General features: G+C 63.1%; 20 protein-coding genes. 12 read left to right on the forward strand and 8 right to left on the reverse strand.

Going from position 1 to position 22,108, the window contains the following annotated elements:
- Window positions 1-146: 146 nt before the first annotated feature.
- Genes VKR55_RS32850 through VKR55_RS32865 form a run of 4 tightly spaced genes read left to right on the forward strand, consistent with a single transcriptional unit; the run spans window position 147 to window position 5,264 of the window.
- Window positions 147-1,508, forward strand: a complete 1,362-nt coding sequence (locus VKR55_RS32850) for a cytochrome c (protein ID WP_324409565.1) — start codon at window positions 147-149, stop codon at window positions 1,506-1,508.
- A complete protein-coding gene (locus VKR55_RS32855) occupies window positions 1,505-2,002 on the forward strand; it encodes a (2Fe-2S)-binding protein (RefSeq protein ID WP_324409566.1) in 498 nt (165 codons plus the stop codon). Before VKR55_RS32850 ends, VKR55_RS32855 begins: the two co-directional genes overlap by 4 nt.
- A complete protein-coding gene (locus tag VKR55_RS32860) occupies window positions 1,999-4,233 on the forward strand; it encodes a xanthine dehydrogenase family protein molybdopterin-binding subunit (protein ID WP_324409567.1) in 2,235 nt (744 codons plus the stop codon). Before VKR55_RS32855 ends, VKR55_RS32860 begins: the two co-directional genes overlap by 4 nt.
- Window positions 4,234-4,289: 56 nt before the next feature.
- Window positions 4,290-5,264, forward strand: coding sequence for a quinone oxidoreductase family protein (locus VKR55_RS32865; protein ID WP_324409568.1), 975 nt, complete (start codon window positions 4,290-4,292; stop codon window positions 5,262-5,264).
- A 175-nt stretch (window positions 5,265-5,439) separates the two neighbouring features.
- Here the strand turns inward: VKR55_RS32865 and VKR55_RS32870 are convergent, their stop codons facing one another.
- A complete protein-coding gene (locus VKR55_RS32870; protein WP_324409569.1) occupies window positions 5,440-5,709 on the reverse strand; it encodes a hypothetical protein in 270 nt (89 codons plus the stop codon).
- A 129-nt stretch (window positions 5,710-5,838) separates the two neighbouring features.
- Window positions 5,839-6,456: a LexA family transcriptional regulator gene (locus VKR55_RS32875; RefSeq protein ID WP_324409570.1), complete on the reverse strand. Its 618-nt coding sequence runs from the start codon at window positions 6,454-6,456 to the stop codon at window positions 5,839-5,841.
- A 165-nt stretch (window positions 6,457-6,621) separates the two neighbouring features.
- Here VKR55_RS32875 and VKR55_RS32880 point away from each other — a divergent pair, with 165 nt between their 5' ends.
- Together VKR55_RS32880 and VKR55_RS32885 are read left to right on the forward strand one after the other, a co-directional pair.
- A complete protein-coding gene (locus tag VKR55_RS32880) occupies window positions 6,622-7,161 on the forward strand; it encodes a GcrA family cell cycle regulator (protein WP_324409571.1) in 540 nt (179 codons plus the stop codon).
- 35 nt (window positions 7,162-7,196) lie between these two features.
- A complete protein-coding gene (locus VKR55_RS32885) occupies window positions 7,197-7,772 on the forward strand; it encodes a hypothetical protein (RefSeq protein WP_324409572.1) in 576 nt (191 codons plus the stop codon).
- Between the two features lie 67 nt (window positions 7,773-7,839).
- Here the strand turns inward: VKR55_RS32885 and VKR55_RS32890 are convergent, their stop codons facing one another.
- Both VKR55_RS32890 and bamA read right to left on the reverse strand, forming a co-directional pair.
- Window positions 7,840-8,190 carry an SPW repeat protein gene (locus tag VKR55_RS32890; RefSeq protein ID WP_324409573.1) on the reverse strand — a complete coding sequence of 117 codons (351 nt, stop codon included), beginning with the start codon at window positions 8,188-8,190 and terminating at the stop codon, window positions 7,840-7,842.
- A 128-nt stretch (window positions 8,191-8,318) separates the two neighbouring features.
- On the reverse strand, window positions 8,319-10,667 hold the full coding sequence (gene bamA / locus VKR55_RS32895) for an outer membrane protein assembly factor BamA (protein ID WP_324409574.1): 2,349 nt from the start codon (window positions 10,665-10,667) through the stop codon (window positions 8,319-8,321).
- A gap of 230 nt (window positions 10,668-10,897) precedes the next feature.
- Between bamA and VKR55_RS32900 the strand changes: the two genes are divergently transcribed.
- The 3 genes from VKR55_RS32900 to VKR55_RS32910 all read left to right on the forward strand — a co-directional run bounded on the left by VKR55_RS32900 (window position 10,898) and on the right by VKR55_RS32910 (window position 13,466).
- A complete protein-coding gene (locus VKR55_RS32900; protein WP_324409575.1) occupies window positions 10,898-11,947 on the forward strand; it encodes a hypothetical protein in 1,050 nt (349 codons plus the stop codon).
- Between the two features lie 56 nt (window positions 11,948-12,003).
- Window positions 12,004-12,681, forward strand: coding sequence for a methyltransferase family protein (locus VKR55_RS32905; RefSeq protein ID WP_324409576.1), 678 nt, complete (start codon window positions 12,004-12,006; stop codon window positions 12,679-12,681).
- Window positions 12,682-13,112: 431 nt separating this feature from the next.
- Window positions 13,113-13,466, forward strand: coding sequence for a phasin (locus VKR55_RS32910; RefSeq protein WP_324409577.1), 354 nt, complete (start codon window positions 13,113-13,115; stop codon window positions 13,464-13,466).
- A gap of 178 nt (window positions 13,467-13,644) precedes the next feature.
- On the opposite strand, the gene VKR55_RS32915 is transcribed toward VKR55_RS32910, so the two are convergent.
- Window positions 13,645-14,475 carry an alpha/beta fold hydrolase gene (locus VKR55_RS32915; protein WP_324409578.1) on the reverse strand — a complete coding sequence of 277 codons (831 nt, stop codon included), beginning with the start codon at window positions 14,473-14,475 and terminating at the stop codon, window positions 13,645-13,647.
- A gap of 688 nt (window positions 14,476-15,163) precedes the next feature.
- A complete protein-coding gene (locus VKR55_RS32925; RefSeq protein ID WP_414642522.1) occupies window positions 15,164-15,424 on the reverse strand; it encodes a hypothetical protein in 261 nt (86 codons plus the stop codon).
- Window positions 15,425-15,622: 198 nt separating this feature from the next.
- Between VKR55_RS32925 and rocF the strand changes: the two genes are divergently transcribed.
- Entirely contained in the window at window positions 15,623-16,591 is a 969-nt protein-coding gene (rocF, locus tag VKR55_RS32930; RefSeq protein ID WP_324409581.1) for an arginase, read from the forward strand.
- A gap of 814 nt (window positions 16,592-17,405) precedes the next feature.
- Here rocF and VKR55_RS32935 read toward each other — a convergent pair.
- Together VKR55_RS32935 and VKR55_RS32940 are read right to left on the reverse strand one after the other, a co-directional pair.
- Window positions 17,406-18,380, reverse strand: a complete 975-nt coding sequence (locus VKR55_RS32935; RefSeq protein WP_324409582.1) for an ABC transporter substrate-binding protein — start codon at window positions 18,378-18,380, stop codon at window positions 17,406-17,408.
- Window positions 18,381-18,548: 168 nt separating this feature from the next.
- Window positions 18,549-20,075 (reverse strand): FAD-dependent monooxygenase, encoded by a 1,527-nt coding sequence (locus tag VKR55_RS32940; protein ID WP_324409583.1) that lies wholly within the window; start codon window positions 20,073-20,075, stop codon window positions 18,549-18,551.
- A gap of 174 nt (window positions 20,076-20,249) precedes the next feature.
- Between VKR55_RS32940 and soxC the strand changes: the two genes are divergently transcribed.
- Together soxC and VKR55_RS32950 are read left to right on the forward strand one after the other, a co-directional pair.
- The gene (gene soxC, locus VKR55_RS32945) at window positions 20,250-21,518 is read left to right on the forward strand and encodes a sulfite dehydrogenase (protein WP_324409584.1); all 1,269 of its coding nucleotides are present in this window, start codon (window positions 20,250-20,252) and stop codon (window positions 21,516-21,518) included.
- A 19-nt stretch (window positions 21,519-21,537) separates the two neighbouring features.
- The gene (locus tag VKR55_RS32950; protein WP_324409585.1) at window positions 21,538-22,065 is read left to right on the forward strand and encodes a c-type cytochrome; all 528 of its coding nucleotides are present in this window, start codon (window positions 21,538-21,540) and stop codon (window positions 22,063-22,065) included.
- The last annotated feature ends 43 nt before the right edge of the window (window positions 22,066-22,108 follow it).

Below are 22,108 nucleotides of genomic sequence, written 5' to 3' on the forward strand. Positions count from 1 at the left end.
CACTGAAGTGGAACGTCCCGGCACACGCGGTGTTCCAAGCAGAAGCCCTCGTTGCATAGCGGAAAATCAGGAGCGGTGGGCGGCCTTGGCCGGCTCCGCAGGCTGCAGTGGAATACGCCGGGAACTCAAAAAAACCGCTTGGACGGATGAAGAAGAAAATAATTATCGGGGGCATTATCTCAGTGCTGCTGGCCGGCGGCGCCGCGAGCGCATTTGCCATCATCTGGCGGCCGGCCATTGCTGCCATCGCGCCGCCGAAGCCGGAAAGCTTCGGTCCTGTCCTCGTCAAGCGCGGCCGCGAACTCGCGGCCCTTGGCAATTGCAACGATTGTCACACCGTGCGCGGGGCCAGGAATTTCGCCGGCGGCGTACCGGTGCCGACGCCGTTCGGCACGGTCTATTCGTCCAACATCACACCCGATCCGGAGACCGGCATCGGCCGTTGGTCGGAGCAAGCGTTCCTGCGTGCAATGCGGTCCGGCGTCGATCGCGAGGGCCGGCACCTCTATCCGACCTTTCCCTACGACCACTTCACCAATGTCAGCGATGACGATGACCGCGCGCTCTATGCCTTCCTCATGACGCGGGAGCCCGTGCGTGCGGGTGCCCCGGCGAACCAGCTTTCCTTTCCGTTCAACCAGCGTGCCGTCGTCGCGGGATGGAAATTGCTGTTCTTGCGGCGCGACGCCTACCGGCCGGATCCGGCGAAAAGCGCCGAATGGAATCGCGGCGCCTATCTGGTCGAGGGATTGGCGCATTGCAGCGCGTGCCATACCCCGCGCAACGCGCTCGGGGCCGAGCGGCTGAACGCGGTCTTCGCCGGCGGCGACGTCGAAAGCTGGAAAGCTTATGCGATCAACGCGCAATCGCCGTCGCCGGTGCCGTGGGATGCGGACGCACTCTACGCGTACCTGCGCAGCGGATATCATCCCGACCACGGCACCGCGCGCGGGCCGATGGCGGAGGTAGTGAGCAACCTGTCCGCCGTGCAAGCCAGCGATGTCCACGCGATCGCGATCTACATGGCCGACGCCTTCGGCGCGCCGTCGCCCGAGCGCAAGCGCCAGGGCGAGGCGGCGCTTGCGCAAGCGAAATCGGCACCAGCGGCGATCGCGCCCGCGAACGCCACGGGTGCTGCGATCTATGCCGCGGCCTGCGCGAACTGCCATGAGAGCGGCCGGTCGGTGCCCTATGGTGGTGTCAATCTCGGCCTCTCGACCGCGGTGAGCGGTCCTGATCCGCGCAACCTGGCCAACATCGTCCTGGCCGGCGTCCGTCCGGACGAAGGCGAGCGCAGTTCGATCATGCCAGGCTTTGCCGCAAGCATGAGCGATGCGCAGATCGCGACGCTGCTGAACTATCTGCGTGCGCGCTTCAGCACCCAGCCGGCCTGGAGCCATGTCGAGAGGATCGTTGCGGAAGCGCGACGTACCCAGACGGTATCTCTTGAGACCGAGGCGGGCGCACGCAATGCCCCGGCCGCCCCGTCACAGCGAGACAAGCCATGATGAGATTGAAGGTCAATGGTCAGGACCACCAGATCGACGCCGAACCCGATACGCCGCTGCTCTACGTGCTGCGTGACGATCTCAAGCTCAATGCCGCCAAGTTCGGCTGCGGGCTTGGCCAATGCGGATCGTGCACCGTTATCATCGACGGCAAGGCCGTGCTGTCCTGCGTCACGCCGATGGTGTTGCTCGAGGGCAAGCAGGTGACGACGCTGGAGGGCTTAGGCAACGTTTCCCAGCCGGCGCCGATCCAGCGGGCCTTCATGGAAGAGCAGGCAGCTCAATGCGGTTATTGCATCGCCGGGATGATGATGCGCGCGCAGGCGCTGCTGCAACGAAACCGCAAGCCAACGGATGAGCAGATTCGCTCCGAGCTCGCGCCGCATCTGTGCCGCTGCGGCACGCATATGCGCATCCTGCGCGCTGTCCACCGCGCCGCGCGGCTGATGGAAACGGCCGAGCTCGCCCCGGCGGACAAGAGGAGCGCGCAATGAACGCCCCGTTCATTCTGGATCGCCGTCGGCTGCTCAAGGGCAGCGGCGCTCTGATCGTCTCCTTCTCGCTTTCAGGCGCCTTTGCGCAAGAGCAAAATCCGCAAGGCACGCCGCCGGTGCCCAAGTTGCCCGGCAGCCTCGAGAAGTCGCCTTACCTCGATTCCTGGATCCGGATCGATGCCGATGGCGGCATCACCGCGTTCACCGGCAAGGCCGAGCTCGGGCAGGGCTTCAAGACTGCGTTCCAGCAGATCGCGGCCGAGCAACTTGACGTTCCCTTCGCCTCGCTCAAGGTGATCACTGCCGACACGAAGCTCACGGCGAACGAAGGCTTCACCGCGGGCAGCCACTCGATGCAGGACAGCGGCACCGCGATCCTGCACGCGGCTGCGCAGGCGCGACAGCTTCTGATCACGGAAGCCGCGAGACGCCTCGACGTCCCCGCCGAGAGCTTGCGGACCGAGAACGGCGCCGTCGTCGCGCCGGACGGCCGGAAGCTGACCTACGGCGAGCTTGTCGCTGCCGAGATGCTGCATGTTCAGGCGCAGCCTTCTTCGAACCTGAAGGATCCGGCGAGCTTCAAGATGATCGGCCAGCCCATCCCGCGCGTCGATATCCGTGCGAAGGTGACCGGCGGCGTTGCCTATGTCCAGGATCTGCGACTGCCGAACATGCTGCATGCGCGCATCGTACGGCCGCCGAGCTATGGCGCGGAGCTCGGCGAATGCGAGACCGGAGCAGTCGAAAAGCTGCCCGGCGCCGTCAAGGTCGTTCGCGACGGCAATTTCCTTGCTGTCGTTGCGAAGAAAGAATTCCAGGCGGTGAAGGCGATGCGCGCGCTATCTACCGCCGCGAAGTGGAATGAGAGCGCGAAATTGCCGAAGCAGGACGATCTGGCGGCCGTGCTGACGGCAATGCCGCGCAAGGATTTTGCTATTCTGCAACGCAGTGATGCCTCCGTTACCGGCCGCAAGACGATCGAGGCGGCCTACACGCGGCCCTATCAATCGCATGGCTCGATCGGACCGTCCTGCGCGGTCGCGCAATTTGCCGACGGCGCGATGACGGTGTGGTCGCATACGCAGGGGGTCTATCCTGATCGCGCGGCGATTGCCGAAATGCTCCACATGCCGCCGCAAAGCGTTCGTGTGATCCACACCGAAGGTTCGGGTTGTTACGGCCACAACGGCGCAGACGATGCGGCGGCCGACGCCGCGCTGATTGCGCGCGCTCTCCCGGGCACGCCGGTTCGCGTGCAATGGATGCGCGAGCAGGAGCATGGCTGGGAGCCCTATGGGCCGGCGATGGTGACGAAGCTGAAGGCATCGATCGGCGATGACGGCAAGATCGCCGACTGGACTTTCGAGGTCTTCAGCAACACGCATTCGATGCGGCCCGGTGGCGCCGGCTGCCTCCTGGCGGCGCAGCATATGGCGCAGCCATTCGCAGTGCCCGAGGCCAAGCTGCTGCCGCTGCCGGAGGGCGGCGGTGACCGCAACGCGATCCCGATCTACACTTTCCCCAACGCTCATGTCGCGCATCGCTTTATCCCTGATATGCCGATCCGGATTTCGGCGCTGCGCTCGCTTGGCGCTTATCACAACGTGTTCTCGATCGAGAGTTTTATGGATGAGCTCGCCGGTCTCGCGGGTGCGGATCCTGTCGAGTTCAGGTTGAAGCATCTCGACGATTCGCGCGGGCGTGAGGTCATCGAAAAGGCCGCGCAGGGCTTTGGCTGGCAGAAGGGCCAAAAAGCGCCGCAGGACCGTGGCTTCGGCTTTGCCTTTGCCCGCTACAAGAATCTCGCCGCCTATTGCGCCATCGCGAGCGAGGTCGAAGTCGACCGAGAGACCGGGCGCGCCCGGCTGGTGCGTGCGGTTGCGGCCGTCGACAGCGGCCAGGTGGTCAATCCGGATGGGCTGTCCAACCAGATCGAGGGCGCTATCGTGCAGTCGGCGAGCTGGACGCTTTACGAGCAGGTGACGTTCGATCAACACAGGATCACGAGCATCGACTGGCAGACCTACCCGATCCTGCGCTTCGATGCGGTCCCGGAAAAGATCGAGGTGCATATCATCAACCGTCCGGGAATGCGGTTCCTCGGCAGCGGCGAAACCGGGCAGGGACCGGCCGCCGCGGCAATCGCAAATGGGATTGCCAACGCCACCGGCAAACGGCTACGAGATTTGCCGTTGACGCGAAAACGCATCAAGGATGCGATCGACGCGTAAGATGCCGCGCCGGAGAAGCGCACCCATTTGGTTCACTAATCAGGGGAGTAGACGCCATGACGCATGCCATCCGCTTTCACAGGACCGGCGGTCCTGAGGTTCTGGTCTGGGAAGAAGTAGAGGTCGGAAAGCCCGGTCCGGGGCAAGCGCGCATCCGCCACACTGCGGTCGGGTTGAACTTCGTCGACATCTATAACCGCTCCGGGCTCTATCCCGGGCAGCTGCCGAGCGGGCTCGGCGGCGAGGGCGCCGGCGTCGTGGAGGAAGTGGGATCCGGCGTGAGCCACCTCAAGCCGGGCGACCGCGTCGCCTATGGCGCAGCACCGATTGGCGCCTATTCCGAAGCGCGGCTGATCCCGGCCGACCGCCTGCTCAAGCTGCCCGATAGCATCGACGACAAGACCGCGGCTGCGATGATGCTGAAGGGCCTGACCGTGCAATACCTGATCCGGCAGACCTATCGCGTCAAATCGGGCGACACCATCCTGCTGCATGCCGCGGCCGGCGGCGTCGGCCTGATCCTCAGCCAATGGGCCAAGCATCTCGGCGCAACCGTGATCGGCACCGTGGGCAGCGACGACAAGGCGAAGCTCGCGCAAGCGCATGGCTGCGCCCATACGATCGTCTACACGCGCGAGGATTTCGTCAAACGCGTCGACGAGATCACCGGCGGCAAGAAAGTGCCGGTCGTCTACGACTCCGTCGGCAAGGACACCTTCCTGAAGTCGCTGGATTGCCTCGCGCCGCTCGGCGTCGTGGCGCTGTTCGGTCAATCCTCAGGCAACGTCGACCCGCTGAACCTCGGCCTGCTCGCGCAGAAGGGTTCGCTTTACGTCACCCGCCCGACGCTCAACACCTACGCCGCCAAGCACGAGAACCTCATGGCGATGGCGAAAGAGTTGTTCGAGGTCGTGCAGTCGGGCGCGGTCAAGATCGAGATCCGCCAGACCTATCCGCTGAAGGATGCGGCGAAGGCTCATGCCGATCTTGCTGCCCGGAAGACGACGGGATCGACGGTGTTCCTGGTGTGAGCTCGTGATGCGAGGCGCGTTGCCGGCTTGTGCAGGCAACGCGCCTCGCGACGATGCAATAACGGCGCGGGCTGCCGAAATCCCGCTGACCCACGCACCGGGTTCCTCGCTCGCCGGCGCGTGCGACGGAGCGCGGGCCGATCGCGCTTGCGGTCGTGACCTAATTCGCTTGCCGTCACACGGTCTCGTGTTTGCGCAGATCCCGGACGTGGTCGAACCGGCTGGATCGCGGGTCCGTTTCCGGCGCGGCGATGTCCGGGACCGCGGCTTCGGCCAGGATCGCCTCGGTGACATCGTCGACCGCGTGATCGACGATTTCATGGATGAAACTGATGTTTCTATATTCGCCGGAGGCCACCCGAGCGACGACTTCCCGCCGCGTCACCTCCGGATCGACCACGGCCTCGCGACCGCCGTAATCGATCATCACGACAAAATACTGCATGCCGGGCAGTATTTCCGAAAAGCGGAATCGCGTCAAGCAAATTTCACGAAAATCGGAAATCGAGGTCGTATGCGACCCGAATCGCCCCCTGTGGGACCGGTCGGCGGGGTTGCCGGCCGGCCTTGAGGGTCATTTTGCCTTCGAGCCCTTGCGGGAGCGGGCGGCCGCCTTGGCCCGCATCCGCTCGATCTGGCCGCGCGGCAGGGTGACACAGATCTCGCCGATCCATTCCACCTTCACGCCATTGATCGCTTTGGCATTGAAACTCGTCAGGTTGACCGTATTGGGGGATTTGCCGCGCTCGACCGTCTTCAGGTAGCGCTGGCCGGTTTTCAGCCGCACCACGGCCTCCTCGCCGAAGAAGTTCGTGAGTGGATGCCGCTGCTCGCGGTAAACCACGATTACGTCGCCATTTTCGTACTTCGGCAGCATCGAATCGCCCGATACCTCAAACGCGATGGTCTCCCCCGAGATCGGGAAGGGCAATTCCACCTCGCCAAGGCCTTCGGGGGGGGCCTGCTCGTTCTCCGGCTCGATCACCGCTCCCGCGCCGACCCGGCCCATGATCGGCACCAGGTTGAGCCGAAGATATTCCGTAATCGGCTCGATTTCGGAGGCCTTGATCAGCCGCAGTCCCGACAGGATCTCGGAAACCGCCCCGGCCCGAACCCCCATGGCCTTGGCGAGACCGCCCTTGCTCTTGCCCGTCCTCTCCAGTGCCCGTTCGATCGCTTCAGCGTCCAGCATGATGACCTCTCTTTCCCAGAATCGCCGCTTCCCTTCTACTTTTCGGAATTTTTTTGCAAATAGCAATTACGATTATCGGAATCAAGGCTTGACTTAATATTCTGAATATCGGAATATCGCGGAGGTGGCGCGAGGATCCCGGCGCGCCGAGGGAAGGATTTTTTCATGCAATCAATGAGTTGGAGGCCGGAACATTGCGCGGCGCTCACGGACTTTGTCGCGGCCGGCCTGTCGTTTTCGCGAGCCGCCGACGCCATCAATGCCAGGTTCGGCACCGCCTATACCCGAAGCGCCGTGATCGGCCGCGCCAGGCGGATGAAACTTGCTGTTCCCGCCCGTCCCGAGCGTGGGCCAGAGCTCAAGCCGCCGAAGACGAAGCAAGCGAAAGCCGGGTCACGCAAATCCGGTGAAGGCCGTGCCGGTCAGGCCTGCCCGGCCGCGCCGGTTCGCCAACAGTCCGAACCCGTCAGGCTGCGTTGTGTCGGCATCCAGCCGCGGCTCGTCTCGCTCGCCGAACTCTCTGACGGCGACTGCCGCTATCCCTATGGCGGCGACAAGGAGGGTGAGGCGATTACCTTTTGCGGTCATCCCCGTTTTCGTAGGTCAAGCTACTGCGCGCCGCATTTTCATCTAACACGCGGCCCGCGCATCGAGGATGACCGTCCCGCCGGGCCTTTCGTGCTGCGGCTGGTCGAAGCCGCCTGATCCCCGCATTGCCTTTCATTCCAGGAGTAACAGACATGGCGCGTCTCAAACGCCGGAAGTTGCATCACGCTGAGAAGATTCACGACCGTCGCTCGCGCGATCTGCCGCGCAATGCGGAAGTGGCGGCCATCGAGGTCGACGACCCGCTCGCGCTCGAGCCGGGAGAGAAGATCGTCACCTTGCGCTCGATTCGCAACGATCCGCTGGCGCGGTTGCATTCGCATCACCAGATCGACGAGGCGCAATATCGGGGCGGACGCGCCTTCCAGCATGACTGGGAGCGCGCCGAACGCGGGCCGCAGGCGGTCGATCCCACCCGCGAACATGTCGACGGCGCGCAGAGGCGTGAGCCCATCACGGAAAGCCAGCGGCAGGCGGTGCTGCGGCTGAACCGCGTCGAGCGCGAGCTTGGCGCGGACGGATCGGCGCTGGTGCATGACGTTCTGGTTCAGGGCCTGACCATGGAGCAGATCGGGCAGCGACGCGGGCTGCACAGCCAGCGCTGGAGGGACTACTTCGCCCGGCGCTTCCAGGAATGCCTCGACCGGCTCGCGCTGATCTACGGCTTTGCGACGGAGCGGCGATCGGGGAAAGACAGCTCGCGCTCGTGACTGGCTCGGGTGACTTGGCCTCAACGACAACGTCTACACGCTGAAGAAGCAGTGAGCGGGAAGCCGATCAGTTCTGCGGGTGCGCCTTTTCGTACATCAGCCACAGTTCGAGCGCGGCAAGGAACGTCACCGCGGCGCCGAAGCCGACCGCAAAGTGCATGGCGCGCGTGTGGGAAAAGCCCAGTATCCAGGGCGAGGACACGAGCCAAATGCCGACGAGGAAATTCGCCCACTCTTCCCAATTCGCATACGCGATGATCGCCGCGAGCGCGATCGCAACAATGGCCGCAGCGGTGATCCAGAAATCCTTCGTCGCCGTTCCGTTGGTCAGCCTGAACAGCCAGGGTGAGACGAAGATCACGGCCGCGAGCGCGACATTGTAGAGATCAAGCACCGATTCACTGCGCCATCCTTTCATGGCTCAAGCTCCCTCGCTCGATTCAGACTCGGCTTGAACCGATTAATGCGCCATTCGGCCGCACGTTCCAGCGGGAACACAGATGATGCCGGCTAGACTTTCGTCGCAACCGTCGGTGGTGGTGGTGGCTAGAACGGTCCGGCGTTGAAGCTCAGCGGCTGCACCGCGTCGTAGGAGGCCTTCGACAGCGGCACTGCGTAGTTCACGGTGAGAGCCCCGAAAGGTGAGGCCCAGGTCAGGCCGACGCCGACGGAGGAGCGCACGACGTTGTTGTTGGCGATCTGCGCGGTTTGTCCGGCAAAGCTGGTCGCGCCCTTGTAGCCGAACACGCTGCCGGCATCGACAAAGGCCGATCCCCGCAATCCGTATTCCTGCGGAATGCCGGGGATTCCGCTCTGCAACTCCGCGGTCGTCGCCCAATAGGCGCTGCCGCCGACATTGTCCATGGTCGAGCCGGGCGTGAGGTCGCGCGGGCCGAAGCCGTTCGGCGCAAAGCCGCGCACCATGCTTGGGCCGCCGAAAAAGTTGTTCATCATCGGCGCCTGCTGACCACCCCAGCCGGTGATGTAGCCGCCTTGTGCACGCACCATGCCGGTGAGGTCGTTGCCGAGCGAGTGATAGTAGCGGACGTCTTCCGAGGTGCGCAGGAATCGGACATCGCCGCCGAGGCCCGCGATGTCCTGACGCAGTTGCGAGTTGATGCCGTCGGTGGGCAGTCTGTTGTTGTCGAGGGTGTTGTAGGTGACGGTGTCGCCGGCGGCGGAGACCAGTTGCGGGCCTGCGGCCGCGGCCTGCCGCACCGGCAAGGAGGGCGTGGCCGCAAGCGAGTTCTGATCGATGGTGACATTCTGGTCATAGAGCGAGTAGCGCCACAACACGGTCGTGGTCTCGGTGACCGGCGTGCCGATCGAGAAATTGGCGCCATAGGTGTTGCCGCCGTAGGCCTGATAGGGGCTCGTAAATGTCTGCCGATCGAAGAGTTCGACCCCTCCGGACACATGATTGCCGAGCAGCCACGGGTCGGTGACCGACACGCTGCCGCCCCGCGCATATTGGCCGTAGCTCACCGCCGTCTGCACGCTGTCGCCGGAGCCGAGGAAATTGCGATCGCCGAGCCTGACCTCGCCCATCCAGCCATCGGTCGTCGAGTAGCCGCCGGAAATGTTGAAATCGCCGGTGGAGTCGTCCTCCGCGTCGACGTCGAGGATGACGCGATCGGGTGCGGAGCCCGGCTTCGTCGTGATCTTGACGGTCTTGAAGTAGTTCAGGTTCTTCAGTCGCCGCTCGGCGCGGTCGATCAGCGTCTTGTTATAGGCATCACCCTCGCCGAAATCGAATTCACGCCGGATCACGTAGTCGCGCGTGCGGGAGTTGCCGTGAATCTCGATGCGCTCGATATAGGCGCGCTGGCCTTCGTCGATGACGAAGGCGACACTGACGCGCTGCGTCACCGGGTCCGGCGTAGCCTTGGGCGTCGCATGCGCGAAGGGATAGCCTTGCCTCGCCATCTCGATGGCGAGCGCCTCGGTGGTCTTGTCGAGCGCGCTGCCGTCGAACATCGCACCTCGCTTCGGCCTGAGCAGCGGGCGCAGTCTGTCGGGATCGAGCCCCTGCACGTTGCAGGCAAGGCTGATGTCGCCGAAGCGGTATTGCTGGCCCTCGTCGATGGTGAAGGTCAGCGCAAATCCCTTGGCAACGGGATCGTACTCGGCGCGTGCCTCGCGAACGCTGGCGTCGGCATAGCCGTGATTGCGGTAGTACAGCCTGATCAGCTCGCGGTCGGCATCGACCCGATCCGGATCATAGACGTCGCCGCCGATCAGGAAGCTGATGATCGAGTGAGTGGACGTCTTGATCACGGCCTTGAGCTGACGATCGCTGAAGGCGTGATTGCCGACGAAATTGATCTGGCGCACCGGCGTCTTCTTGCCCTCGGTGATCGCGAAGACAAGATCGACGCGGTCATTGCCGCGGTCGATGATCTGGGGCACCACGCTGACCTGGTCGCGGCCCACCCGCCGGTAGGCTTCGATGATGCGGTTGACGTCACCCTGCACGGTCGCGCGCTGCAGGGTGCCGCGTGCCTTGGATTGCACGGCGGCGGAAAGATCGGCGTCCTTGACCTTCTTGTTGCCCTCGAAGGCGACGCGGTCGAGGACCTTGGCCTCGACGACATGCACGATGAGTCCGTCGCTGCCGCGCTCGATCGTCACCTTGTCGAACAGATTGGTTGCGATCAGGGCCTTCAGCGCGGCATCGCGCGCCGCCTCGTCATAGCGACCGTCGGGCGAGGCATGGAAGTAGGAGCGCACGGTCTCGGCATCGATGTGGCGATTGCCTTCGACTGCGATGGTCTCCGCGGCCCTCGCCGGCGGGGTCGACAACGCAAGCGCCAAAGCACATAGCGAGGCCAGCAACGCAGCCGTGATGCCCGGCCTGCGACGGCGCTGAACCAGCGCCTGGTACTCGGTTGACACGTCCCGCCTGTCCCAATGTTGACGAGGCGCAAATCGAACTGCCCCGGCGGGGCGAAAGAATGTCGGGCGCGGGGTGAGTTGCGGGCTAAATCGTTATCGCGCCGCCATAATTTCGACGCAGCGCCGAACCGCCCGTTCCCTGAATCGGGCCAAAAGGCCCACTAGCCAATAGCAGGAAAGTTCCGCGTGTTGCCGAATTGCAAGCCGCGGATGCCTTGTGGGAGCATCACATGCGTAACGTCGCTTTCGCAGCCGCCTTGCTGGTCCTGATCGCGCCGGCCAGCGCTGCGGTCACTCCGGAGATCGACCCGCGCGCGTCGCTGAGTGTGGTCCAGCAGTGGATATACAACTACCGCGCCAAGCCGGACTACGCCCATGTGCCGGCGGCCGTGCGCGTGCTGTTTCACTCGCAGACCTTCAAGGAACCGGAGAATGCCGGTATCTATCTCGGCTTCATTGCGGGCGCGATCGGCTCCAACCCGGCCAGGGCCGAACACCTCGTCAACAGCTTCTTTCCGGTGCCTCCGGAAGACGAATGGGTGATCGTCCGCGCCATCGCCTATTCCGGCCTTCCTGACTGGCGCAATCTGTTGCGCAGGGTCGCGGTGAAAATGCCGGCGCGGCAGGTGATGATCAACGCCTATCTCTCCGGCACGCTGCCGACGCTCACCCAAATCCCGCTGGAGGAGAAGAAGCCGGGCATGATGGACAAGCTGAAGGGCGTGTTCACCAAGCCCTTCGCGAAGGAGGAGAAGAAGCTCGACACCACGCTGACCTATGCCGGCAATCAGGATCTCCTCGACACGTTGTGGGGCTATTATTTCGCGACCGGCTCGCACCTGCCGATCCTGCGGATCATGCAGATGCTGCCCTGGTCGAAGAGCCGCGACACCCTCGACAAGCTCACTGTCGGCAGCATGGCGCGCTATACGCTTGCAAGCTACGCCGTGCGAGATGCGGACTTGCGCGAGTTCCTGCGCAGCGAATTGCCGAACCAGCCGGAAGCCATCAAGGTGCCGCTGAAGGAGGTAATCCAGGCCGCCGATACCGTGGAGCTCGGAGCGGTGCGCAAGGATGCGCTCGCCGCGGTCGAGGAGTTGAAGACCAAGGGATCGGATGCGCGGCGCAATCTCGACTTCTGGGGCCAGATCGGCGTCGGCGCGGTCGCGCTCGGTTGCGTCTCGGCGGCCGCACTGGGACAGATCGAGGTCGGCATTCCCTGCGTGATCGGCGGCTCGGCGTCGCAGGGCCTGCTGTCGTTCTGGGAGAAGCAGCAATAGCCGGGCGAGACGGCGCGCCGGCATGCGGGCTGCGGTTCGCGTGCTAGGATAGCCTGATGAATCCGCTCCACAAGAAGGCATGGCGCGCCCTTGCGATCATGTTCGTGATCACCGCCGCGCTGCTGTTCCTGACCGCGGGAACGCTGCACTACTGGCAGGCGTGGCTGTTTCTCGCGGTTTACTTCGCCGCGTCGATTGCGATCATCCTCTATCTGATCAACAAGGATCCTGCGTTGCTCGCGCGGCGGATGAGCGGCGGTCCCTTTGCCGAGAAGGAGCCGGCGCAGCGGATCATCATGTCGCTGGCGTCGGTGGGCTTTATCGCGCTTGTCCTCGTGCCCCCGCTGGACCGTCGCTTCGGCTGGTCACACCTGCCGGTGTGGGCGGTGCTGGCGGGCGACCTCGTGATGCTGCTCGGCTGGCTCGGCATTTTCTTCGTGTTGCGGGAGAACAGCTTCGCCTCGGCAACGATCGAGTCCTCCGCCGATCAACGGGTGATCTCGACGGGGCCTTACGCCTGGGTCCGACATCCCATGTACGCGACGGCGCTGGTGATGCTGCTCGGCGTTTCGCCGGCGTTGGGATCATGGTGGGGCGTGCCGGTCCTGGTCGCAACTGCGCCGGCGCTGATATGGCGCCTGATCGATGAGGAGCGCTTTCTCGTGCAGAACCTGCAGGGCTACCGGGAATACCGGGAGAGGGTGCGCTACCGCCTGCTGCCGTTTGTGTGGTGAAAGGCGCTTTAGCGGCGGCGCGACAAAAACGTCGAACACGCCGCTGACCAGCTCGCTGACTGATCGAACGGCTGGCTGGTCACCGGCGATCGATATCCTCGCGCATGGCGAGACTGGAGCCGGCATTGATTGGCGTCAAGGCGTTGACCGCAATTCCGATCTGTAATCTAGGCCTTCGAACGACCCGCTCGGCTTACTAATCAGCGTGCCGGCGGAGAGTTCGATGAGAACCATGTCATGGTCGCGGTATCACTGCCTGTCGCGGTCCTTCCTGCGTTTGCTCCTGCGGTTTCGCAGGCAAGCGCGGCTTGAAGCGGCGTGAGGGCTGCTCGACGGCGGCCTCCTCCAGCGATGGAACACGGCTATCCCCCGAAAGACGAGGCGTCACAAATGTGGTTTACTGGCCTTTCGGATACCGGAGGCTGCAAGCCATGATCGAACCGAAACTGGAAGTACCGGCCGAATTGCGCGAGCTGGCTGAAAAGACGATCGAGCAGGCGGAGAAGGCGTTTGGCCTGTTCTTCGACGCCGCGACCAAGTCAATGACAGCGATTCCGGGCGGAGGGACGGAAGTCTCGAAACAGGCGCTCACGTTCACCGAGCAGAACATGAAGGCTGCATTCGAGCATGCGCGAAAGCTGGTGCACGCCACTGACCTGCAGGAAGCCATGCGCATCCAATCGGAGTTCTTGCGCAGCCAGTTCACCAATGCCGGCGAGCATATGCGCCAGATCACCGGCGCTGTGATGTCGACGGCAAAGGATGCGGCCAAGGGTAAATCCTAGCCCTTGATGAATTTAGGTTTGAACTGGCGCGGTATCGGAGGTTCACCTCTCCCCGCCGGGGAGAGGTGAACCGAATTCCGGCATGCCGATTCAATCAGAACTCATCCTGCTTTAGCCCTTGGGAAATCCGATCGATTGCATGCAAGGGTGAGCGGTTTGCCGGCTATCGTGCGCTAGATTAGTAATCGCCCGGATTCATGATCATCGGCTGCGTCGTGTCGGCCGCCGCCAGGGCGCTTGAGGCGCTGTCGCTCAAGAACTTGTCGAGGGTCGCCTGGATCTTCTCCTTGACCGAGTCGGGGCCGCGGTCCGAGAGCTCGGTATGCAGCGCGCCAGTGTTGATGATGTCGATGCCGTCGGCCTTTGCTTCCGTCGGGGTCGGCAGCACGCCGGGATCAGTCTTGAAGTGCGGATCCTTCGAACGGAAGGAAAGGATCTTCATCCGATCACTGAGCACGAACGGCACCCGCAGATTGTCGAGCGTCACGACCTTCGAGACCAGCTCCGGGTGCTCGTGGGCAAAGTACATCGACACGTCGCCGCCGTTGGAATGTCCGACCAGTGTCAGATGGTCATATTCGGCGTGCGGCTGCCGCTTCTGGAGCTCGCCCAGCACAAAGAGAATATTGGCCTCGCAGCGCATGTAGATGCCGCGCCGGCCGACATAGGGCATGCCGATCCTGGTCATCAGCGGCGGATCGCTCGGATTGTCCTGCTGGATGCTCGCGACGAGATAGCCGCGCGCGGCGAGGACGTTGGCAAGGAACGAATACTCGGTGTTCCTGACGGTATTGCCGTTGCTGATGATGGCGATCGGCAGCTTCCAGAAGCCGTCGTCGGCTTTAATCTCATAGTCACGGCGCACCGCGAGATCGACCGAGACCGGCCGCTGCCGCGCCGTGTCGTAAAGGTTAAGCGTCTCGTGTCGAATGGCCCATTTGCTGATGGCAAAATATTCGCCCGCTGCGAGCACGCAGAGACAGGCCAAAATCGCAAACGCCCTTCTCATTGTTTGTTCCCGACCTGATCAATTCTCGCTCAAGATCTAGTGTGATTACGCGGATCGAGCGACTTTGGATCACGGATCACGGAATTAAATTTTGGCAAGTTCCCGCCGATTGCGATCGCGTGGGGGTCACTGACCTTGGCTTGGCGGGGACTTTGCGGCGCGAAGCGCCGCGTCGATCTTCGACTGAACGCGGCGTGCTGCGAGCGCTGCCAGCCGCGTTTGCGTCCTGCCTGATCTGACCTTGTCACCGATCTGAAAGCGCCATTCCCAGATGTCTGGCTCGGCAGTCGCCACCACGGTGTATTCGACGCCCTTATAAATCACTGCGTGTCCTATTCGCCAAATGGAGCAGGCACAATGGTTCTCGCCTCGTCCAATCCGGCCATCGCGGGAACACCGGCAATTGCGATTCCCGGAACTGGCAGATCTGCCATGCCATGGGCTTGCTGCGCATTTATGCAGGCCGGTGCAGGTCGGCAAGCCGGACTGGTCCGGTTTGATACAAATAACGCACGAAATCAGGAGGATATCCCGGTCGCTACCGGGGGCCCTTGAAGACCGAGGTCCGGGCCAGCCCCCGGTTCTCGGCGGGTCGCAGGGGAACAATGTACATAAAGAGGGACTTTTCGACGGGGGCCGCCCGCCGCCGGCCGGAGCGGCGGCCGCGTGGCCGTCGGAACTGGGCGCTTCAGCGCCGGCGCGCGATCGCAACCCCGAACAGGAACGCGACGAACAGGCTGGTCAAGGGCGCCTCACGGGTCGCGGCGCGAAGTCTGGCAAGCGGTTGTCCTGGACGCTGCGTGCGCTCGATCATCATCCGAAGCCGGCTGACGGCTACCTTGAGATCTTCGATCACCTCTTCGATCGTGCGCGAGACGTCGGTCGCGGTATCGATGGCGCGCTCGGCTATGCTCGGCGACGGTACAGTTGGCGGTGTATCCATGGTCACGGGCCAGTGTTTGCTGTGGAGCTGCGAGGCCGTCGCCCTGGCTCTCTCCAACAAGCGCCGTCGGCGGGGTAACGGCCGAAAGAAAAATGCCTGGCGACGAAAATTGTTCCGCGGACGGCGCAGGGCATTGGCGACGGCGGATGCTCGCGCGAGAATCTCTGTTACGGTGCGGCGCAGTCGTGGCAGGCGGGATTCGCGATGTCTGGAAAGAACCAACCAAAATCGATTGCAGTGATTGGCGCTCCCATCGACATGGGCGCGTCCCAGCGCGGCACGCTGATGGGGCCGGCGGCGCTCCGCACGGCGGGCCTGTTGACCCTGCTCGACAGCCTCGGCTTCGAGGTCACCGATCACGGTGACCTGTCCATCGCAGGATCGACTGATCTCGCCGATCCTGCGCCGGAGAGGACCAATCATTACCGCGAGATCCAGCGCTGGACGCGGGCCTTGAGCCGCAGCGGCTATGAGCTGGCGCGTTCGGGGGCGATGCCGATTTTTCTCGGCGGCGATCATTCGTTGTCGATGGGCTCGGTGAACGCGATGGCGCGTCATTGGCAGGAGGCAGAGCGCGAGTTGTTCGTGCTCTGGCTCGACGCCCATGCCGACTACAACACGCCCGCGACCACGCTGACGGCGAACATGCACGGCATGGCGGCGTCCTTCCTGTGCGGCGAATCCGATCTCGACCATCTGCTCGGCGAGGAGTCGCGCGCCTCCATCAAGCCCGACCGGCTTGAGCTGTTCGGCACGCGCTCGATCGACAAGCTCGAAAAGGAGCTATTGCGCGAACGCCGGGTCAGCATCGCCGATATGCGGCAGATCGACGAGTTTGGGGTGGGAGTCCTGATTCGCCGCGTCATCGACAAGGTCAGCTCGCGCAACGGCGTGCTGCATGTCAGCTTCGATGTCGATTTCCTCGATCCCGGCGTGGCGCCAGGCGTCGGCACCACCGTGCCGGGCGGGGCGACCTATCGCGAGGCGCATCTGGTGATGGAGATGCTGCACGATTCCGGGCTCGTTCGCTCGGTCGACATCGTGGAGCTCAACCCTTTTCTCGATGAGCGCGGCCGCACCGCGCGCACCGTGGTCGAGTTGATCGGCAGCCTGTTCGGCCAGCAGATCACCGACCGCCCGACGCCGAGCAATGCGATCGCCCCGGGCGAGTGAGACGGCCTTGGACCAGCGACGATACCATATCCGCTTTGCCCCGTTAGCGGCCGAGTTCACGCGGCGGCGCAATGGGTCACGAAGGGCCAATTCCGGACTCACGCAGCGCGGTAAGCCCTCATGCGATCAACCTGTCGGCAAGCAGCAAGGCTGAAGCCGGAATATGCAAGCCAATTGATATTTTGTCCACGTAAGTCGCCACGTTTCTAACACCCTCGGCAAATCCCCGTGAAGGCAGAGACCTCCGGACGACGTCGCCGGCGAGGCGGTGCCTTACTCTTCGGCTTGACACCGTGCGCGCTGATGATCCGCTGTGACGCGCCCGGATAATAAGGTGGCGCCACGACGCGTGTCGGTGCCGATGGTGTCGAGGAGACCACGGGTACTGGCGTGTTCGTGCGGAGCGGCGGCACACTTGATGCATTTCCGATGCCGCTGGGGTCGGACAGGACTCTGGGATTGGCAGGACCGAACGGCACACCGCTGATCGCCGAATTGCCAACCCCAGCCGATCCCGCGGGCGGGGTCAGCTGTGCGAAGGCTTGCCCTTGCAGGTACAGGCTGCCGAGCACGGCGAGAACAAACGCAGTGATGCGGGACATTCGGTCCTCCGGGAGCTTCAACGATGAAGTAAGGCGCGCGTTCCCGCAGACAAGGCCGTCCACTTCGCCTCGTGATGTCCATCCCGGACCATTCGTGTGGTTTCAGCTGCAGATCATTCGTTTCGGCTTATCCGCGATAGCAGACATGCAGAAGCACGCTGGCAATCGTTGGTATGGGCCACTTCCGGACTCATGCGCCGCAGTAAGATGCCCTAGTCAATCACGTCGTCGGCGCGGGCGATCAGCGTGGGCTGAAGTGTGAGGCCCAGCGCTTTGGCGGTCGTCAAATTGATAACCAGTTCAAGCTTGGTTGGAAACTCCACGGGTAGATCGGCAGGCGAGGCACCTCTCAGTATTCTATCAACGAAGGTAGCGAGGTGGTACCAACACCAGCGCAAATCGACACCATAGCTAATTAGCCCTCCTTCAGCGACGTGCAGCCGGAAGCCATAGATCGAAGGTAAGCGCGCCGCGATCATCATCTGCGCGATCTGTTGGCGCAAGCTAAGTAGCATCGTGCTTTCCAGTACGATGACTGCATCAACTCTCCCGTTCGCCAATGCGGTTATTGCCCCCGCCACGTCTTGCGGTCCTCTCACCTCTGGAGCGACAGTCTCAATTCCTAGTTCATGCGCTCGTGACACCATCTCCGCCAACTGCGGCGGAACCGCTGGGTCTTTACTATTTCCCAGCAAACCGATCTTTGCGACAGAAGGGACGACCTCGCGTGCAACCTCGATCTGCTTTGAAGGTAGCCCTGAGATGAACGGCATGATCCCCGTTACATTCGAACCCGGATGGGCAATTGCCTCAATCAAGCCAAGGCGTATCGGATCAGATAGAGCGGCCGTAACGATCGGGATCGTGCTTGTTGCTTTTTTCACAGGACCCGCCACGTCAGCGGCTCCTGCGACGATAACGGCTGGTTCAAGCCGGATGACCTCCTCAACCAGAGCGGGCATTCGCGTAAGGTCATTCTCGGCAAAACGGGCCAGAAACTCGAAATTCTTGTTATCGACGTAACCAAGCTCCTCCATACCTTGCTTGAACGCAGCGACAAAAGCCCGAGCCTTCATTTCTACACCGGCGCCAAGCCAAATAACTCGGGGCCGGCCATTTGCTGCCGCATTCACCGAAGAGGAAAGCGACGTGGCGTATAGCAGAAGGAGGAATTCTCGTCGTTTCATTCGGGCCCCATCCCAGAGCGGAGCGGTCATCGACTGGAGTGCTCAGCCCAAGCCATTTAAGCTGAGCACTTAACTGCAGACAAGCGCTTCGTCCGAATCGGGTCACTTTCGACCGACTAGACAGGGATGGTCAGCTGGGTGACGTCCGCTTTTCCCCAATAGCGATCGCTATGCCGCGAGCTTGACGCCCACCTCCCTGAAATAGCGGTCCAACGCAGCGGGCGAAGCACTCCCTTCCGCGAGCGCGAGATAGGTATCAGGCCGAAGCAGGTAGAGCGCATTGCGCGCGAGCCCTTTTGCTGCGTGCGCGTCCTGCCAGGCGAACACATGCAGCGGCAGGTTTTGCTGCGCACACCACGCGGCGAGCTCGCTCTTCGCCTCGCCATAAACATGCACCTGCCAGTCTGCGCTCCCGAGCGGCTTGAAATTGTCGGCGCCATCGACCGCAACCCATGGCAGGCGATCGCCGCCTTGCACCCCTCCAGCCGTGCCGCGGCTCAACGGGCCGCCACGATAGTTGATCATGGTCTGCGAGACCGTGCGGAACGCAAATCGGCGTGCGGCTGCGAAACTGAACAGCATCGGAATCACGATCGGCGCGATGCGGGTGCGCACAAAGCCGGCGAGCCGGCCCTCGCCGGTCGCAAAGGTGAAGGCGCGGTCGGTGCTCGCGACCAACCTTTGCGCAAAGCCGATACGCTCGGCTTCGTAGCTGTCGAGCAGCGCCTCGCTCGCCCTTCCTTTCACGACCGCAGCCAGCTTCCAGGCGAGGTTGATGGCATCGCCAATCCCGGTGTTCATGCCCTGGCCGCCGGCCGGGCTATGGATATGCGCTGCGTCGCCGATCAGGAACGCGCGGTCTTTCCGGAACTGCTGCGTCACCCGGTGATGCACGTGATAGGTCGAAAACCAGTTCACATTGGTAATGGACAGCTTCATCTGACCGATGGCGTGGTTGCTCACGTCGCCGAAGGCGAGCGTCTCGGCGCGGTCGGCGCGCTCGTCGCGCACGGTTCCGATCAGCCGCGCGCGTCCTTTGCCGGCCAAAGGGAAGACCGCGACAAAATCGGCTTGGTCGAGGTCGATATGGAGCTCGCCGTCGAGCGCGGGTCCCGTCGCGTCGACGTCGGCGACATAGAACAGGTGCTGGTAGGTGCCGCCGGGAAAGCCGGTACCGATGGTCTCGCGCACCTTGGAGCGCGCACCGTCGCAGCCGGCCAGATAGATCGCCTCGCACGCGCTTTCGTTTCCATCCGGCCCGCGCAGGCGCGCCACCACGCCGTCGGCCTGTTCGGTAAAGCTCACGAGCTCCGTGCGTCGCTCGACCGACACGCCGAGTGATTCAAGCTTGGCCACCAGCAGCTTTTCATGCTCGTCCTGGGGAAAGATATGCAGGAACGGATAGGGCGTCAGTCCCGTGCCCATGTCCTTCAGCGACATGTGGGCCTTCCGCGCGCCGTTGACCCAGAAATTGACTGCCGGGACTTGGTGACCCTTCGCGATCACGGCATCCGTGAGGTCAAGCTGCTGGTAGAGCTCGAGGGTGCGCGCCTGCACCGCAAGTGCGCGTGAGGTCGTGCCGGGGCCGGTGCTCTTGTCGATGATGCGCACCTTGACGCCCAATTTGGTCAGCCACAGCGCCAGCACGAGACCGGTGGGACCGGCGCCGGCAATCAGGATTTCGGTCTGCGCCATCGCTTCCTCCTTTGTCTTCCGTTGGAACACGCCGCCCGTGTCAACGCCTTCTGACGCTCGCCAGATATGCTATGCTTTCTCTTCCATCGTAAGGACGTTGCTGAAAAATCGACGCAGGAAAGAATGGCAGACGGACCTGGCGGATACCGGCGGCTTCGAAAACGGGGATGCCCAATGAAGAAAACAACTGACAACGGTACAGCGGCTTCGCGCCGCCGCTTCTTGCGTCACGGTGCGGTTGCAGCCGGCGCGGCTCTTGCGGGTGGTATCGCCACCAAGGCCGAGGCGGCCGGCAACGAAAATCTCCCGCCCAACGTTCCGGAATGGATGAAGACGCCAGGCGATCCCATGGGAAGCCAGCTCTATGGCACGCCGTCACCGTACGAGAAGGATGTCATCAAGAACATCCCGAAAAACCTCAAGCAATATATTTCTGCATCGGGCCGGACACCCTTGCAAGATCTCGACGGCATCATCACGCCCAACGGCCTGTTTTACGAGCGCCATCATGGCGGCGTGCCGACAATCGACCCCGCGCAGCACCGTCTGATGCTTCACGGCCTGGTCGATCGGCCGATGATCTTCACCATGGAGGATATCCGCCGCTTTCCTTCGCAGTCCCGCATCCATTTCCTCGAATGCTCCGGTAATCCGATCTATACCAAGCCTTATGGCAAGACGGCTTCCGATCTGGTCGGCTTGGTGAGCTGCGCGGAGTGGACCGGCGTCAGCCTGAAGCTTGTGCTGCAGGAAGCCGGCCTTAAGCCCGCAGCAAAATGGGTAGTCGCCGAAGGCGCTGATGCCGCGGCGCTGACGCGCAGTATCCCGATCGAGAAATGCCTCGATGATGCCATGCTGGTGTACAGCCAGAACGGCGAGCGCCTGCGCCCGCAACAGGGCTATCCGTTGCGGCTTCTGGTGCCGGGCTTCGAAGGCAATATGAATGTGAAGTGGTTGCGCCGGCTGCATGTTGTGGCGGAGCCGGCCTATTCGCGCGAGGAAACGTCGAAATACACCGACCCGATGCCGGACGGCACGGCACGCCAGTTCACCTTCTACATGGAGGCCAAGTCCATCATCACCCGTCCTTCGGGCGGGCAGCGCCTGACACAGCAGGGTTTCCACGAGATCACCGGCATCGCATGGAGTGGTCGCGGCAAGATCAAGCGCGTTGATGTCTCGGTCGACGACGGCAAGAATTGGCAGGAGGCGCAACTGCAGGAGCCGATCCTGACGCGGGCACTCACCCGTTTCCGTTTGCCCTGGCACTGGGACGGCAAGCCCGTCGTGATCCAGAGCCGCGCCATCGACGAGACCGGCTACGTGCAGCCGACACTCGCCGAGTTGCTCGCGGTGCGCGGCGACAATCATTTCTACCATAACAATGCGATCTGGCCCTGGCGTATCGCAGAAACCGGCGAGATCACCAATGCCAATGCATAAATTTCCTGCCGCTGTCCTCATGCTCGCAGTGTTGGGCTGCGGGGAGGCACGGGCGCAGAGCCCATATGGCATCGGCCGAACCGCGACACCTGCTGAAATCGCAGGCTGGAATATCGACATCGGGCGCGACGGCAGCGGCCTGCCGCCGGGCAGCGGCACCGTGAGCCGTGGCCGGGAGGTCTTCGCGCAGCAATGCGCGGCTTGTCATGGCGACAAGGGGCAGGGCGGTGTCGGCGATCAACTCGTCGGTGGCCAGGGCACGCTTGCGTCTCCAAAACCGGTGCGTACCGTCGGCAGCTATTGGCCCTATGCGCCGACGTTGTTCGACTATATCCGTCGCGCGATGCCGCAGAACGCGCCGCAGTCCCTCAGCAACGACGATGTCTATGCCGTGTCCGCCTACGTCCTGAGCCTGAACGGCCTGCTGCCGGCCGATGCCACGCTCGACGCCAAGACGCTCTCCGCGATCAAGATGCCCAACCGCGACAAGTTCGTCGGCGATCCCAGGCCGGACGTGAAGAACCCGGCTTGCATGACGGGTTGTTGAGAGGCCGCTGATGGAATGGGCCTGCGCGCCGCGTCGGCAAAGC

Origin of the sequence: Bradyrhizobium sp., assembly GCF_035309285.1 — a bacterium.
Classification (GTDB): domain Bacteria; phylum Pseudomonadota; class Alphaproteobacteria; order Rhizobiales; family Xanthobacteraceae; genus Bradyrhizobium.